The sequence below is a fragment of the Microbulbifer maximicatervae (SeqCode) genome, from assembly GCF_052467825.1.
In genome coordinates, this window is sequence record NZ_CP174327.1 from 751,724 (window position 1) to 767,636 (window position 15,913).

A 15,913-nucleotide genomic window follows, 5' to 3' on the forward strand; every position below is an offset into this window, starting at 1 on the left:
ATGATCGCGCATGCGATGCGACGGAATGTTATTATCGCGCCATGACACATCCCCTGCTTCCCGAAAGACCCCTGAGTATCTCTCCTTCTCTGGCTGCCACTGTCGGCCTGGAGGAAGCTGTGCTGCTCACTGCACTTGGCGACTTGGCTCCATTCCTTCCCCTGGAGCCCTACGGAGGTCGGGATTGGTATACCGCCGAGGGGGAGCAGCTATATCTGCTGCTGCCCTTCTGGCAGGCAGCGGATATCCAGCGGGTAGCCACCAGCTTGCGCAACCAGGGTGCCCTTCTGCTGGGGGCGGCACCATTCGGCAGTAGTGAGATTCTGAAGTTCGCCCTGCCCGGTGAGTACAAGCGCCCGGTGGCAACACCCCCTACCCCATCCAACCGCAATGCCAACACTATTGCCCCCAGTTGGCAGCCGGATAGTGAAACCATGGCGCGTATCGCCCAACTGGGTATTCCCGAGCACTTTGTAAGGGAGCAATTGCCGGAGTTTGTCACTTACTGGCGCGAGCGCGCCGAGCCCCGCCACTCCTTTGGCTCCCTGTTCTTGCGTCAGGTTAAAAGCAAATGGGAGGCTTTTCGAGCAACTGCTCAGCGCAAACAGCCACTGCCCAACGGCTGGCAACCCAGCGATGAGACCCTGCGCAAGCTGGCGGACGAGGGAGTCCCCAGCACTTTTGTCGGTCGCGGCCTACAGCGCTTTCTCGATTACCACCGCTCCAGTGGCAAGCAGTCCATTTCCTGGGATTTGGAGTTCAATGACTGGATTATGGAAGACTGGGAAAAGCAGGACACGCCATTTATCGAAAAGCGCAAGCCCACTGCTATGTCCCGCGACTGGCAGCCCAGCGAGCACACCTGGGAGCAGTTACAGCGCCTGGCCATCAATCCGCGCTTTGCTGCCGAATTGCTGCCGGAATTCATTTATAAATGGACCGAGCGCGGTGGCCACAGTGCCCGCTGGGGTGAACTGTTTATCGAGTATGCGCGGGAAGAGTGGGCCTATTACTGCCAGGGTATCGAGAAAAACCCGGTGGCCAAACCCATCTCCCGCAACTGGCAGCCCAGTGGTGACTGCCTGAGTCATTTGATGAACCAATGCGAGATAGATCGCGACTTTGCTCTATCCCTGGTTCCGGAATTTATTATTTACTGGCGCGGTCAAAATGCCGCACGTAAAAGCTGGGACGCCGTATTTGTGCGTCACGCGCGCCACCAGTGGGCGGAGCGCAATAAACTGGCAATAGGAAACTCTTATGGCAATCCACAAGACTCCCACAACAACACCAACCAGCGCACCCGCGACCGGTCAATCGGCGACATACTCACAGACACAAACTGGTAGTGAACAGGGCCAGGAACTGCTGAACGAAAAGAAGCGCGCAATCAATGAAGTATTTGCGCTGTTTAAACTGAATTATCACAATCAGTTCAGCGCAGCGTTTCCAGACACTGAAACCCTTCACCACGCCAAACGCCTCTGGCTGGAGGCCCTGCTTGCTTTCGCTCCCCAGGATATTATGCAGGGTGCCAAGCGAGCGATCCTGCACAGCGAGTACCTGCCCACCGTACATAAAATGCTGCAGCTGTGCGCCGCTGGGGAGAATGGTTTACCGGAAGCACGCGCCGCCTATCGCGAAGCCTGCAATGCCCCCAGCCCCAAAACCAATTACAACTGGAGCCACTTAGCGATCTATCACGCAGGGCGGGAATCCAACTGGTTTTTTCTTGCCAATAACCCCGAGTCTATCGCCTACCCGGTCTTTGCTGAGCACTATCGAAAAATATGTGAACGAGTCCTGGGGGGAGAAAAACTAACCGCTCCAGAGCAATTAAAGCTGGAAGAAAACCCAGGCTCTCCACTTTCCAAGGAAGAAAATTCGAAAAGACTCTCAGAGATGCGGGCAAAGCTTGGTATTTAGAAATTAACAGCCAACTGCTTACTCTGACTTTGAATACAGGGCCTGATACCTAAAGGCCCTCACGCCAATGACTTGTGAAGTAAAAGCCCTGATCTAGCTTTACTGTGCTTGAAATAAAAATAAACAAAGCACAGGACAGATCATGAATAATTTTAAGACCACCGTAAAAACAAGTTTGTTTTCCAGCCTTATATTCACTTTCGCTACAAATACCAGCGCTGACTTTGCCAACAGGAAATATATTGGGGCTACCCTCGGTGAAACCTCTTATCCTCAATTTTGCTCATCTGCAAACCCCCGGATAAAATCACAGATTCCTCAAGGATCTACAGACGGACGCTTTCATTGTAACAGTAGCGGCAGTACGATTAAGTTTTATGGCGGCTTGCGCTGGAACAGATACCTCGCCCTTGAAATCAGCTATCTAAAACCTTCAGCTGCGCAAAGCAGCTTTTATACCAATAATGAAAATGGAGAGTATGCAAAGGCTGCATACCAGGTTGAAACACATTTATTGACCGCCTTTTTATTGGGTTTTTATCCTGTTAACTCCAATATAAATATGTTTGCCAGAGTCGGGACTGGAGCTTGGAGAGGGAAATTATCAGAGCAACAATCCGCTCAATTTTATATCCCCCAGCAATTATCCAATGGACAATTCACGGCACAACTTCAGACGTTCGATAAAGACAAGTCCCAAAACCACAAAGGCCCTCACTGGGGAGTTGGGGTCGGTATGAATTATGTCTATAGGAATCACTGGATTTGGAGACTGGAGTGGGAGAAACTGGATCCCACTGGAGTAGACTTCAATGCAGAAACACTATCACTGGGTTTAGGGCGGCTTTTTTGAATTTTGTTAATTGACACCTATAACTTTATACAAATTAAATAGAGTTCCCGCGCACTATTACTGGGAACTCTACCTTTAGGCGCCAAATCCAGTTAATAGAGTAGGTCCTACCTTCGACCAATCTAAAAGACGTTATTATTTTGGTGGTTGCCTTAATCAAATTTCATTCTAAAATCAGCTTCAGCGGTCCCCCATATAAGCTAAACAAGGTCAAGCCATGAACCGCTTTAGCCCCCTATTCATTATTTTTCTACTTTCCTTACCAGCCCTTGCTTGCGCCGATTTCTACTCACACAAATATGCTGGTATTTCTTTCGGTAACCAGCATGCCAATAACTTGTGTAGCGAAGCAGAAAAGCGAGTTCAACAAATTAGCGCCAGCTTAGATCAAGTGGATCTTAGTCTGTGTGATGATAAAAATAACGCCTGGAAACTATTTGCAGGAATTCGATGGACACCTTACCTGGCAATTGAAGCCAGCTATCAAAATTTCAATAAGTACCAGCTGGATACCCATATCTCATATGGGGATGGTGAATATTTAAACTATTTCTCTGATTTTAACAGCCAGCTTTTCAATATATTTTCCCTGGCGTATCTTCCCCTGGGAGAGTCATTTAGCTTATTCGGGAAGCTTGGCACCGGCATCTGGTACGCGGAAACCAATGAGATTCAGAAGGGTGAAGTTTTTATCCTATACCAGCTTGAAGATGGCAGTTTAGTAGAACAATTAACTCCAGTCAGAGGTGAATTAAACGATAGCAGCAATGGATTCCACTGGGCATATGGTGCTGGTGTTAACTATAGCTATAGGGGCAAATGGAGCCTACGGATAGAGTGGGAACAGTTTTCAAAAATTGGGGGCGATACGTTTCTGGATGAAATAGATAGTGAAGCTATCACCATGGGGTGGAGTATTAACTTTTGATAAAGTAAGGAAGGTTCAACATTAATTATTCCTAAAAAAACAGCTATCAGCTCACCGATTCAAACAATAAAAAAATGAAAAATAAGAAAAAAAACCTACAAGCAAAAGATATAAAAGAATACAGTGAAGACTATAGAGCAAAAATAGAATTTGAAAGTCGATTAAAAGATGAATATAAATCAATTAAAACATTTTCACTATTATTTTTCACTATAATACTTATTATTTCAGCTTTTCTTTCGGGTAACGCTCAACGATATGACGAACTTTTAATGGCCATTACCTTTGGGGTTATACTTACTTTATACGGTCTTAACTGGCAACTGGAACAGAAGAAAATTAACAACCCCCCTATCTGCAGTAATTGCAATAACAAGATGCGGCGCTGTGAATATACCAGCGGATGCAGGTGGCAAGATCTGAGGGGAATCGTCTATCTATGTGAAGACTGCAAGTCAAAAATAATTGATACTGAGCCATCACAATCTGGTTAACTCACAGCTTTTTAAGGCCTCTCTTTCCCCTCTCATAAGATATAGATAAAATCAACATCTAGACTTCACAAGATTAAACAAAACTGTATCAATAAGTATTATGCCAAGATTTCTCAAGGCTTCAGCCCTACTGTTTTTTCTTTTTATTCTTTGGATTATCTATCTAGCCAATACCGGATCGAGTAGTATATTTTTTGACCTTGTCCGTACTATCCCCTATGGCGATAAACTAGGCCATGTCGCCTTGTTTGGTACTTTTGGCCTTATCCTGATACCTGCCACCCGCGCCACTTATTTTAAGCTCGGCTTTATTAGAATTTACTATGGTGCTATCGCAGTGCTTGGCTTTGCCCTGATTGAAGAGATAAGCCAGGCATTTGTTCGCTCAAGGACTTTTGACTTACTTGATCTGGCCGCCGATATCGTTGGAGTGATACTTGCGAGCTCTCTGGTTTACCTGGTTCAGAGAGCCCGCAATATTAACAATTTAAGCCAGCCTGAAAACCCCAATACCGCTAGTGAGACAACAGACGATTGATATCCCTCCAATCAACCAATTTAAAATTCTGGGCTGCGCTGGGCATTCGGTTGCGCCCATCCTGAACAACTAATAAACCTTGAGGATATTCCGCACCCAAAGCTGAACTGGTAACGGCCAAACCATCGGTCTCCGAACTGCCATCCACACCTAGCTGGGGATTCATACCAACCCGAAAATGGGTAATAAATTCATTCCCACTGCGGCTGAATAGTGCATAGCTATCATTACCTTGACTGGATATCACTAGATAGCCCTTGTCGCCATCCTGATAAAGTGCCAATCCCTCTATATCTGCCACCAGCTTTTCACCATCCACTTCTGCCACCAACTCTGGAGAGGCCTCCGATAAGGACTTTAGGTCCAGCCGCCAAATCCCCCGGTCTTCCTCAGCAAAAAACAGGGTTCCGAACTGGTCATCCACAACACAGCCTTCAACCTGTCCATAGTCATCAAACTGGATACCCTGCTCAATCTCAAACTCATTGGAGGATTCAGAGACATTGATTTTGAGCTGATGCAAGCTGGCCTGCTTGTCAGAAACCCAGGCATAAAGCCCACTATCGTCCTGTTGCAGGCACAAGCCATAGGGATCATGAAGCCCTATACCCCGATACCCAAGATACTCCACCTCGCCCATTGTACTAATAGAAAATAGATCCAAACCGGGGTTAGTACGATTGGAGGCAACGGCAATCGCATCAATATTAGGGTGGGAAATTTTACGGATATCAACATTATTAACCCTGCCTACCGGAAAGTGCTGTTTTAAGCCGCCTGATAGATGATAGATATTGAGCCCCTTTTTTTTATCTGTAGCAAAAATCAGGCTGTTTGCCGGCGAATGAGAGTTCACCCAAATAGCGGGATCATCAGCAGCATCCCCATAAGAGTGAACGGGGTCAGTTTGTCCCCTGGCGGCAACAGTGGGAATAATCTCAAGCGGATTATCTGTAACGCTGGTCAGCTTGGTATTTATCGGGAAATAGGTTATTTCACTCTGCTTATCATTTAACACGGCCAACCTATCACCAAAAACTGCAATAGAGGCAGGACTTTCTGCAGGCAATGTCCAAGACTGGTCGGGCCTACCACTTCCTGACAAGTCGAAAACCTGTACTCCCTGTTTCACAGCAATCCAGGTTTGGTCCTGCTGATAACCCAGTCGCAAGCTGCCGAAATCATCACCGAGCTGTTTCGCCGAGATTAAAAGCTCACGCTCCTCATCTCGCTCTGCATCGGCATTCAATGCCAATATCCCTACAGGCGGCTGTGATACCAGTAATCGCCCCCGACGGTTATCCACGCTACAACTATTAACCTCCTCCCCCAAATATATTGGGCGGATCTCGGTAAAGTCCCAGTGCTCATCACTGGGAGAAAGCAGGTACTCAAACCCCCGTCCGTCCTCTCCAATGGCAAACAGGTGATCTCTTCCTGCTTGTAGAGAAAAGCAGAGTGCGCTCACAGGCTTGGCACTCTCAAGCTTTCCTAAAAGTTGAAGCTGCAAATCATCGTTTAGATCAGTAAATAATTGATAAAGATGTAATTGCGCTTCCTGCTCTTCGTAAGCGGCCACCAGGTAGTTGCCATCTTCCCTTGGCTGAATGGCAAGTGCCTCTACTCTGCCATCCTTTTGAATTTGTATTTCTGCGGACTCATCTACAAGCAATAGCCCCTTATCTTTACTGGATAGCAACAAGTATTGCTGCTCAGAGAAACTGACCAGCTGAATCTGTTCAGCTATCACACCCTTTAAAGAGATGATCTTTTGTGAAGATAATCTTTGACTATCCTTTTCAAGATCACATCCGAGTAATATAAGGCAGGACAAAACACCCACTATTGAAAAACGCATAATAAAACCTGCTTAGGACTTACCGGTAACTGACAGAAAATATTATTTTTACAAAAACAAAGCCCCCACAATATTGCAGGGGCTTTATCAGGGTAAAAAATTACACTAATCCAAAAATTCCAGTGAAAACTCTAGAAAGTGCTATAGCTCAGCCCAATCGCATAAGTCGAACCGTATTCTTCGTACTGACCATTAAACCCAGACATGTGAACATAGTAAGGCTCATCCGTGAGGTTAACCCCAGTGAAAGTAAGTTGAAGGCCATTATCAAAGCGGTAGCGGGCCGACAAATCCAATTGCAAATGGTCTTCCTCGTAGCGGTCATTGGACTCATTTTCGAGGTCAACTTCCAGCAGGCGTTCACTGCGGAAAGCTGCTGACAGGCGCATGCTAAAGGCGCCGTGCTCATAGCCCACAATAAAGTTGCCGACAAAATCCGCCTGGGAGGGCATAGATATTTTGTCACTGCGATCACTGCTATTGAGACCCAGATCAGCTTCTGAATCGGTAAATGTTGCATTGGCCCTGAGTAAGAACCCATTTTCAAAACCTTGGGTCCAGGCCAGTTCGGCACCGCTGATACGGGCGTTGTCTCCGTTAATCGGTTGCCATACTTCAGCATCATCAACCGCTAAATTCCCTACAAAACGGGTAAAATCGGTATTACTGGAAACCTCAGACATGACAATAAAGTTATCGATACTCTTATGGAAAAGTCCCACAGAGAACATACCCAGGTCGTCCGCATAGTATTCGGCAGACAGGTCGATATTGCGGGATTCATAGGGGTCTAATTCTGGATTTCCAGCTTCAACCTCCAGTTCCCCATCATCGTATTCAATTTTGGCCGGAGAGGGGTTCAAATAGCCAAATGATGGACGCGATAAGGACTCCGAATAGGCTGCACGGAGAACTACATTATCGTTGTAATCAAACTTGTAATTAATACTGGGGAAGAAGTTGTCGTAGTCCCGCTCGTAGTTAACCTCAGTGGCATAAACCTCTTCTGCAATTAAATCGGCACCCGGCAGGGACTCTTCCGACTCCGCCACATTCACACCGTCAGCAGTAAATTCAGTGCGCTCATAGCGAACCCCAAAAACCAGCTGGGAGCGGTCTAACTCAATAGAATTCATCACATACAAGGCCGTGATGTCTTCATTCATTGCGTAGTCACGGGCGGATGCCAAAGCGGTCTCCGTCTCATCTATGTCAAAATCACTGAGGTTAGCATTGATAAAACTATTCAGGCTTCCAACATTGACGCCAGGTCCAAATGCATCCAAACCATAATCGATACTATTGCGAGAAAAATTCGCCAGAGTGTAATTCCCACCAAACCCTTCATATACAGTCGCATTTAAGTCACCAGCCTTTTCTCGCTGACGCTCATGTAATCCGAATTTAACTACTGAAGGATTGCCAGCCCAATCAATTTCTCTACTGAGATCAATACGGAAGCTGATTTCTTCATCTTCAGTAAAGTTATCTTCAATGACCAACTCATCGAGTTGATAACTGGCCGGGTCCAATACTGCTTCAACATCCTCACTTCCCATCGCCATACGGGGAGTATCACCAGCTTCAACATACCCCAAACGCAGGGAGTCCAAGACAAAATCGGTATCGCGTCGATTGGGTTCAGATTCCTCTGCATGGGAATATCCCAAGGCATAGGACATTCCCCATTGCTCAAAATTATGCTCTCCGCCAAATACCGCAGAAATAATTTCCTGTTCTTCCAGACGGTCCTTCAGGGACTTCTCCAACGCGGCCTCTTCCCATTCTGCCGAGTTGCCTGAAATAGTCTCCGGCTCATCGCGTTCATCATCGAGCTTCCAGGAATTGCGCTGGCGGATTTCCTGATCAGAAAAATCAGAGTACAAGCTGTGGAGATAGATGCTTGAGTCACTGCCCAGTTCCAGGTCGAAGTTGGCAGCAAGACCTGTGCGCTCCCGGGTAATACTGTAATCGCGATGTTCTATTTCGGTCGCCCCCTTAGCGACAGAGCCATCTTCAGCGGTCAGTTCTTCCCAGCTACCGTCAGTCTCAATATTATCTGAGCCAAATTCCCGCTCCTGGTGACTTAGCGCCAAGGCCACCCCGAGACGGCGCTCTCCATCAAGTTCAAAAATATTGGTCATGGTCGCAGCCACTTTGGGGCTGTACTCTTCCTGCAGCTCGCTGTAACTATTCTCTACGCTGAACTTGTAGCGATTGCTGTCATAATCCAGGGCATTCAGACTTTTGATCTCAATAGCACCACCAATAGAGTCTGCGCTCATATCTGGCGTAAGCGTTTTAAACACCTCCAAACTCGCCAATAAGTCCGATGGAATGACGTCCAGGGCTACCGCCCGAGTGTTTGTTTCCGGTGCTGGCAGGCTCACGCCGTTAATTGTCGCCGCATTCAAATTTGGGTCTATACCCCGAACCCCGACAAAACGACCTTCGCCCTGATCCCTTGCAATAAATACCCCCGGCATCCGCTGTAACGCTTCCGTGACATTGGCATCGGGGAGTTCACCGATCGCATCAGATGTTTGCACCGCTACGACTTTATTGGCATCGCGCTGCCGATCCAAATCGCTGCGCGCATTACTCGCCTGAGCAGTAACTGTCACAGTTTCCATAGCCTGGTCATTCTCTGCGACAGTATTCGCGCTAATGATGGCAGTCGCCAGAGCCGCCAATGGCATTCCCAGTAACCGCAAGCCTGAAGTTCTGTATTTCATTGCGTCCCACTCCCACTTTGCCGGTGGCTTATTGAATTGGACGCAGACTAGAAGGCCGCTATGAACTTTACGTGACATTTTTTTTAAGCTTGTCATCACATAGTCAATTAGTACTGCGACGATAGATGTAAGCCCTGCTATTTACACAGATATCAATCGCCTTAAAAAGAACCATCAAGGCAATTAACAGTAAAAAGCGTCATATACTGAAGCCAAATATGGAGCAGTCATGAACGAAAGCCCCAAAAACCCAGCACGCAGATCTCTATTTAAAGTCCTGGGTGGTGTAACCGCCTCTGGTGCTGTAAGCAGCTTACTACCCGGCTGTAGTGGGAGTGAAAATCCCACACGCAACTCCCTCACCTTTAAAGAAATCCCCCATAGACTGGATTACCAACACCATCTACCAGAGGGTTATAAATCCACGGTTCTATTGAGGTGGGGAGATCCCTTAAATAGAGAGGGAACACCTTTTCAGCCTGAAGAACTTAGCGCCAGCGGCCAGGAACAGCGATTCGGTTACAACAACGATTTTATTGCTTTTATGCCCTTGGCAGTGGGGACCAGTTCTACCCAGGGATACCTGCATATACAAAGCAAAAATAGTGATCGCGGGCTTTTATGTGTCAACCACGAATACACCCAGCCCCATCTAATGTTCCCCGGTTATAACGACGAATACAGTGCCACCAGAGGAGTGAGTGCCGAGCATGTGGCCATTGAACAGGCCGCCTGCGGACACTCCATCGTGGAAATTCGAAGAAGTAAACAGGGCTGGAAAGTAGTAGCTGACAGTCCCTATAACCGGCGGATAACTTCTACGACGCCAATGGAAATCACTGGCCCCGCCGCAGGCGACGAACGTTTAAAGACCCGCCAAGATCCCAGCGGAACCCAGGTCCTCGGCACCATAGGTAACTGTGCAGGAGGAAAAACTCCATGGGGAACCGTATTAATTGCCGAAGAGGGGTTTGGCGGCGCTTTTCAGGGAGACCCAAAAAAGCTCGAAGATTCCCGGGAGATCGAAAACCATCAACTTTTTGGTATAAAACCAGAAAATCGCAACTGGGGTGACCACGACCGTCGATTTGATATTCAGGTAGAACCCAAAGAGCCCAACCGATTCGGCTGGATGGTGGAGTTTGACCCCTATAACCCCCAATCAAAACCGCGCAAGCTGACCAGTTTGGGGCGTTTTGAGCACGAAGGCTTTACCCTGGTCTGTAAACCGGGACAACCGATCGTTGCTTACGGCGGCGATGATGATGAACATCAATTTGTCTATCGCTATGTATCCCAAGATAACTATCAGCCCGAAGATCCCGATACAAACCGAAAGCTACTCGTTAATGGCACGCTCTATGCCGCGCGCTTTGCCGACGATGGCGGTGGCGAATGGCTGCCGCTGATATATGGCCAGGGCCCACTGACCGCAGAGAATGGTTTTCGCAATCAAGCAGATGTAATGATTGATGCGCGCCGCGCAGCCGCGCTACTGGGAGCCACGCCAATGGATCGGCCGGAGGACGTGGAGACTAACCCCCACAATGATTGCACCTATGTAATGCTGACCAAAAACAAGAAGCGCAGCGATACCGATGCCGCCAACCCCCGCGCCCGCAATACTGCCGGCCATGTATTGGAAATAGCGCCCCCCGGGAAGAAGGGAAACCGCGACCACACAAGCGCACAATTTCAGTGGCAGCAATTTCTACTTGGTGGAAACCCCAATGCTGAAAACCCCGCTGAAAGGGGCGCCTATGGACAGCAGTCCCCTTACGATATCTCTGAGCACGGCTGGTTTGCCAATCCCGATAACGTCGCTTTCGACCCCAGGGGCAATATGTGGATTGCTACTGATGGCTGTGAGCGCTTTGGATTTCACGATGGACTTTGGGCAATGTCTACTGAGGGGCCTTTGCGGGCTGCACCCAAGCATTTTTTTGGCTGCCCGCAAGGAGCTGAAGTGTGCGGGCCGGAATTTACTCCCGACGGAAAAACCCTGTTTATTGCCGTGCAACATCCGGCCGATTCACGCAACTCCACTTATGACCAACCCCTGCACCGCTGGCCAGATAATAACCCCCTGTTACCGCCTCGGCCATCAGTACTGGCCATTTACCGTGAGGACGACCAAATAGTCGGTAGCTAGGCAATTGATATGACAAACCAGGGACCCTGCTAAAATTTTAATCTAAAGCAGTTTTTGGCCTCTCACCCCGCCTAAAGGCATGTTGTCAGAGGCCTATAAGCCGAGGTCCCTATGATATCGAGGTGTGCAACCCTTATACGCCGCCTTACCGCTGTGCTGGCAACCGCCAGTTTTATCCTTGCCGCCACACCGGGAACTGCCCAGGTACCAGAAAATCCTGTAAATCTCCGGGGCAGCGGCGCCAGTTTCCCCTACCCAATCTATGTCGAGTGGTTTCGGCAGTTCACCCATCGGGAAAACAATATATTTATTTTCTACGAGATGAGCAGTAGCGGTGACGGCATCAGGGACTTCCTCGGCCATACAGTTGATTTTGCCGCCTCAGATGCCGCTATTGAGATCGATGAGTTACGCAACCTGAAAGGCGGTGGCGTGGTACTACCGGTTACTGCTGGGGAAGTCGTACTGGTGTTTAACCTTCCCGGGATCGACAAGCTAAAACTGTCCAGGGAAGCTTATGTGGGGATTTTCCTGGGAGAAATAACCCACTGGGATGACCCCAAGATCGCAGCCGCAAACCCCGATATCAAGTTGCCCAGAGATGAGATTACCGTTGTCACCCGCTCTGAAAGTTCGGGGACCTCGTATATCTTTTCTGGACATATGAGTAGCGTGAGCCAGGATTTCCGCGAAAAAATTGGTTTGGACAGAACACCCAGTTGGCCAAAGTTGCCCAGATTTAAAAGAGCACCGGGCAATCAAGGCGTAGCCGCTAAGGTTCGCAAGAAAGTCGGGGCCATTGGCTATGTCGAACACGGGTTTGCCCAACTGGTAAACCTGCCTGTGGCTTTACTGGAAAACCACGCGGGAAATTATATTGCCGCAGGCCCCAAGAGCGGAGCAGAGGCTCTTTCAGAGATTGAATTTCCAAAAGCATCATTACCAATTAGTGGAGCTCCCAACCTAATCGCCTGGATCTGGGACCCCAAAGGAGAAACCGCCTATCCCATTACGAGCTTTTCCTGGCTGTTACTCTACGCAGACCAGGATGATCAAAAAGCACAAGCACTGCGGCAAATGCTCGTCTTTATGTTGAGCAACGCATCCCAAAGCCAGGCCGGAAGCTTGGGCCTGGTGCCCCTTCCGGAGAATATACGTCAAAAAGTACTCAATGCAGTTACCTACGTACGCTAATTTACGTAGCTTCAGCGCACTCCACAATACGATTACGTCCAGCGCGTTTGGCCTGATACAACGCAGAGTCTGCTCGTCGCATTAGCTCCAGGATATCTTCTCGCCCCTGCAGACGGACGATGCCAATACTTGCGGTAAACTGAGCTTGCCCAACTGCACTTTTAATCACGATTTTAGCGATATCCCGGTGTATACGATTGGCAACCTTCATAGCTCCTTCGACATTGGAGCTGAGTACTAGCGCGAATTCCTCCCCACCAATACGCCCGAAGATATCCACATCCCGTACGTGTTGGGAAATTACTCGGGCAGTCGCACAGAGTGCCTGATCGCCGATTAAGTGGCCATGAATATCATTAACAGATTTAAAATTGTCGATATCCAGCATTAATACACACAATGGCATTTGGTTATTAATTGCCACAGCCACTAGATTACTGGCCTCTTCAAAAAAGCAGCGGCGATTAAAAATACCTGTTAGCGGGTCTGTGCGCGCCTCCTCTTCAGCCTTGGCTTTAGCGTACTCCAATTCCTGTGTGCGAAGTTTTACCTGTTGCTCCAGCTCGGTTCTCGAAGCTTCCAGGTGTAGTAGATACCTTTTTTCTGCAGTCTCTTTTTGTTGCCGTAAACGTTTTACCAGTAATCCAATAGCTATCATTATTGCCAACATCTCAACAAAAGAGGCAACCGGGGGCCAATAATAATTAATTGGATTGTGCACCACATAACCGAGATCCCTCATCGCCTGTACCAAAAGCCCCAACACCAAAACGCTCCAGGCTAAAGCAAAAACTGCCGCAGAAGTATCCCCCTGTCGCCAACGCACCAATGCGACAACAACAACGCCAGGATAGAAAAACAGAGCGAGCATCATAGAGATGTGCCCCAGAGCCTCCCACTGCAGTACAACGCAAACAACCAGGAATAACCCGTTGAGTAAAATTAATTTTAAAAAGTAATCCAATCTTGGGGTGTACTTTTCCGTTTCAAGAAAGTATCGGGCAAAAAGAATTCCGGTCAGAATCGCCACAGCACTACTAATCGATTGATAGCGCCAATCAAATTGTTCTTGGAGCAAATATTGATGGGTATATCCCAGTAAAGATCCCCACACCCAAATTTTCGTTACGGAATATAACGAGTATAGATACAGGATATTCTTACGCGCAGTAATAGCACCAATCAGCGCAAGAATGGCCATCAAAAAATAACCACCAAAAAGAAATGACGTTAAAATGGCCTCAGCCTTACTCCTCTCTTCAAGTTGTTCAGGTCTCCAAATACGCATACTGGGAAAGGCAACGCCCAAAACTCCAACATCAAATTTAACCATCATTTCCTTTGATGCGAAGGGGGGGATTTTAAGTGGGAACGCAAAACGATGATGCTTGATTTTTCGACTGGAAAAAGGCTGGTTCGCAGACAGACTTGCCAGCTCAGTGTAAGGCTGACTGCCGCCCTGAATCCTAGAAAAGGCCGTCAGCCCATCGAGCTGGTTATCCACATATTCAATTGAGACATAAACTGTTTCACTACTGGAGTTTTTTAATATGAAGTGAGACCAGAAGGCTCCGGATTTAAGCCCGGTAGATCCGGCAGTTCCCAGGGGAAGAAAAAGTTTATTTTTGTAAGCTTTTTCAGCATCAACAATGCTTCCAAACCCCGATGGATCATGCCAAATTGCATTTAGGCCACTCGGTTTACTTCCTCCGTCCAACGAGGTGATATCCACAACCGTATGGGGGTAACTGGGCATAGAAAGAAGTATGGCAAACATCAGCACTGCATAACAAACCAAACGGTAGTGCCATTTAGGGCCACCCTTTTGAGTCCACAGTTCAAATTTACCAATTGTTTTTTTCATTCTTACTATGTAGATGTGCAACAATTTCCGTCTTCATAAAGACCAAATCAGTCATAATGGATACTGACTTCCAAAGTAAATTGATGATGCTTTTTGTATTTCAGAGAAATAGCTTCCATACAAGAAAGTCATCAATTCATACTTACATAAAATAGCTATGTATGAATTCTACAAGTCCGCACCTGTACAAAAAACACACTAGCAAGGACTTTAAATTATCAGGTACAACTTTTTTCTGCTCCCCCTATTTGGCAGTTTCACTTTTCATTTATCAAGCGCTTAAGTAATGTGTTTTATGCCTTTTAGCTTGAAATAAGGGTACACAGGCTGTTACGCCGTCTTACACCTTGGGGCTAAGCCTTAAAGTCAGGTATTAATTAGGATACAAAATCTTAAATACGCCAAAGAGAAAATTCCTGTTAACGATTACATTTGACTACCCACATCAAATTTAAATATTGTCTCTAGAACGCTAAATTTAGAAATTGTTGCTGATCCGGGGATCTCATCATTGTTTACCAATCAGTACATATAGAAAATATGCCACTCTTAGATATTAAGGAGCCTCTAAAGAACAACTGAATACAATTGGGCTTATCTCACAACCCAAGCATTGAACCCTCCCTTAGACCAAACAATGAACCAATAGTCACTCCTGAAGCAGGTTTCTTATACAAGGAGCCCGGTGAGGTTCAGTGCAACTGGAGAGCTATCAAATAGCTAGCCTTACCAAACTAGACGCCACGATGTCGTCTACAATATCTAGGACCATCACTTGATCTTCTTCCTGAGTAGAGCAGTTACTCCCCCTCTGGTATTTAGCGACAGGTTGCTTATCAGTCAGCATGCTCCCAGGACCTAAAAATTGTTGCTCTACCACTTATGTCAAAGTCTCTTAAACCGTATTGGAGATACTTATGTTTAATAATGTTGGCTGGCTTGTGGAGGCGAAAATAAAGAACGGACAGGAGCAGGCCTTTAGGTCAATTGTTGATGAAATGGTAGAGGTAGTCTCGCAGAAAGAAGCGGGGACATTGAATTACCAGTACTATATTTCTGATAGTGGAGAAATTATTGTATACGAGCATTTCAAAGATGTAAGTGCCGCGCATAAACATGTGGACACCTGGGAGAGTTATTCAGAGCGCTGGCTCAAGACGGCAGAACCCACTCGCGTCATCTATTTAGGCGATCTTCCCAAGGATCTTCAGGCACGCCATGCAGGCCTAACCCCCCAGCAGTATCACACCTATGCAGGATTCGAACGCAGCCATTAATAAACTGGATATGAAAATTATACTAATTCTTATGATGATAGTATTGTAATTAGGGGAGCGAATTTTAATTCTTTGCTTTCCAAACGGTTAGTTC

At 47.2% G+C, this 15,913-nt stretch carries 12 protein-coding genes; 9 read left to right on the top strand and 3 right to left on the bottom strand.

The window, feature by feature from the left end; all coding sequences use genetic code 11:
• The first annotated feature begins 41 nt into the window (after positions 1-41).
• The 6 genes from ACJJII_RS03290 (at position 42) to ACJJII_RS03315 (ending at position 4,739) form a co-directional block, all read left to right on the top strand.
• Positions 42-1,349, top strand: coding sequence for a DnaT-like ssDNA-binding domain-containing protein (locus ACJJII_RS03290; RefSeq protein WP_108734619.1), 1,308 nt, complete (start codon positions 42-44; stop codon positions 1,347-1,349).
• Positions 1,261-1,926 carry a replication protein P gene (locus ACJJII_RS03295; protein ID WP_444918268.1) on the top strand — a complete coding sequence of 222 codons (666 nt, stop codon included), beginning with the start codon at positions 1,261-1,263 and terminating at the stop codon, positions 1,924-1,926. The genes ACJJII_RS03290 and ACJJII_RS03295 overlap by 89 nt, the downstream gene beginning before the upstream one ends.
• Before the next feature lie 142 nt (positions 1,927-2,068).
• Positions 2,069-2,779 carry an outer membrane beta-barrel protein gene (locus tag ACJJII_RS03300; protein WP_444918269.1) on the top strand — a complete coding sequence of 237 codons (711 nt, stop codon included), beginning with the start codon at positions 2,069-2,071 and terminating at the stop codon, positions 2,777-2,779.
• Positions 2,780-2,996: 217 nt separating this feature from the next.
• Positions 2,997-3,707 (top strand): outer membrane beta-barrel protein, encoded by a 711-nt coding sequence (locus ACJJII_RS03305; protein WP_444918270.1) that lies wholly within the window; start codon positions 2,997-2,999, stop codon positions 3,705-3,707.
• Between the two features lie 74 nt (positions 3,708-3,781).
• Positions 3,782-4,201 (top strand): hypothetical protein, encoded by a 420-nt coding sequence (locus ACJJII_RS03310; RefSeq protein WP_444918271.1) that lies wholly within the window; start codon positions 3,782-3,784, stop codon positions 4,199-4,201.
• 100 nt (positions 4,202-4,301) lie between these two features.
• Positions 4,302-4,739 carry a VanZ family protein gene (locus ACJJII_RS03315; RefSeq protein WP_444918272.1) on the top strand — a complete coding sequence of 146 codons (438 nt, stop codon included), beginning with the start codon at positions 4,302-4,304 and terminating at the stop codon, positions 4,737-4,739.
• Here the strand turns inward: ACJJII_RS03315 and ACJJII_RS03320 are convergent.
• Together ACJJII_RS03320 and ACJJII_RS03325 are read right to left on the bottom strand one after the other, a co-directional pair.
• Positions 4,717-6,597, bottom strand: coding sequence for a phytase (locus tag ACJJII_RS03320; protein ID WP_444918273.1), 1,881 nt, complete (start codon positions 6,595-6,597; stop codon positions 4,717-4,719). The two genes, ACJJII_RS03315 and ACJJII_RS03320, sit on opposite strands and share 23 nt — an antisense overlap.
• Before the next feature lie 131 nt (positions 6,598-6,728).
• Positions 6,729-9,332: a TonB-dependent receptor gene (locus tag ACJJII_RS03325; protein WP_444918274.1), complete on the bottom strand. Its 2,604-nt coding sequence runs from the start codon at positions 9,330-9,332 to the stop codon at positions 6,729-6,731.
• Between the two features lie 229 nt (positions 9,333-9,561).
• On the opposite strand from ACJJII_RS03325, the gene ACJJII_RS03330 reads away from it, so the two are divergent.
• The gene (locus tag ACJJII_RS03330) at positions 9,562-11,484 is read left to right on the top strand and encodes a PhoX family protein (protein ID WP_444918275.1); all 1,923 of its coding nucleotides are present in this window, start codon (positions 9,562-9,564) and stop codon (positions 11,482-11,484) included.
• Between the two features lie 111 nt (positions 11,485-11,595).
• Complete coding sequence (gene pstS / locus ACJJII_RS03335; protein ID WP_444918276.1) at positions 11,596-12,678, top strand: phosphate ABC transporter substrate-binding protein PstS; 1,083 nt, start codon at positions 11,596-11,598, stop codon at positions 12,676-12,678.
• A gap of 1 nt (position 12,679) precedes the next feature.
• On the opposite strand, the gene ACJJII_RS03340 is transcribed toward pstS, so the two are convergent.
• Positions 12,680-14,542, bottom strand: coding sequence for a sensor domain-containing diguanylate cyclase (locus tag ACJJII_RS03340; protein ID WP_444918277.1), 1,863 nt, complete (start codon positions 14,540-14,542; stop codon positions 12,680-12,682).
• 917 nt (positions 14,543-15,459) lie between these two features.
• Between ACJJII_RS03340 and ACJJII_RS03345 the strand changes: the two genes are divergently transcribed.
• The gene (locus ACJJII_RS03345; protein WP_444918278.1) at positions 15,460-15,819 is read left to right on the top strand and encodes a putative quinol monooxygenase; all 360 of its coding nucleotides are present in this window, start codon (positions 15,460-15,462) and stop codon (positions 15,817-15,819) included.
• Positions 15,820-15,913: the final 94 nt, after the last annotated feature.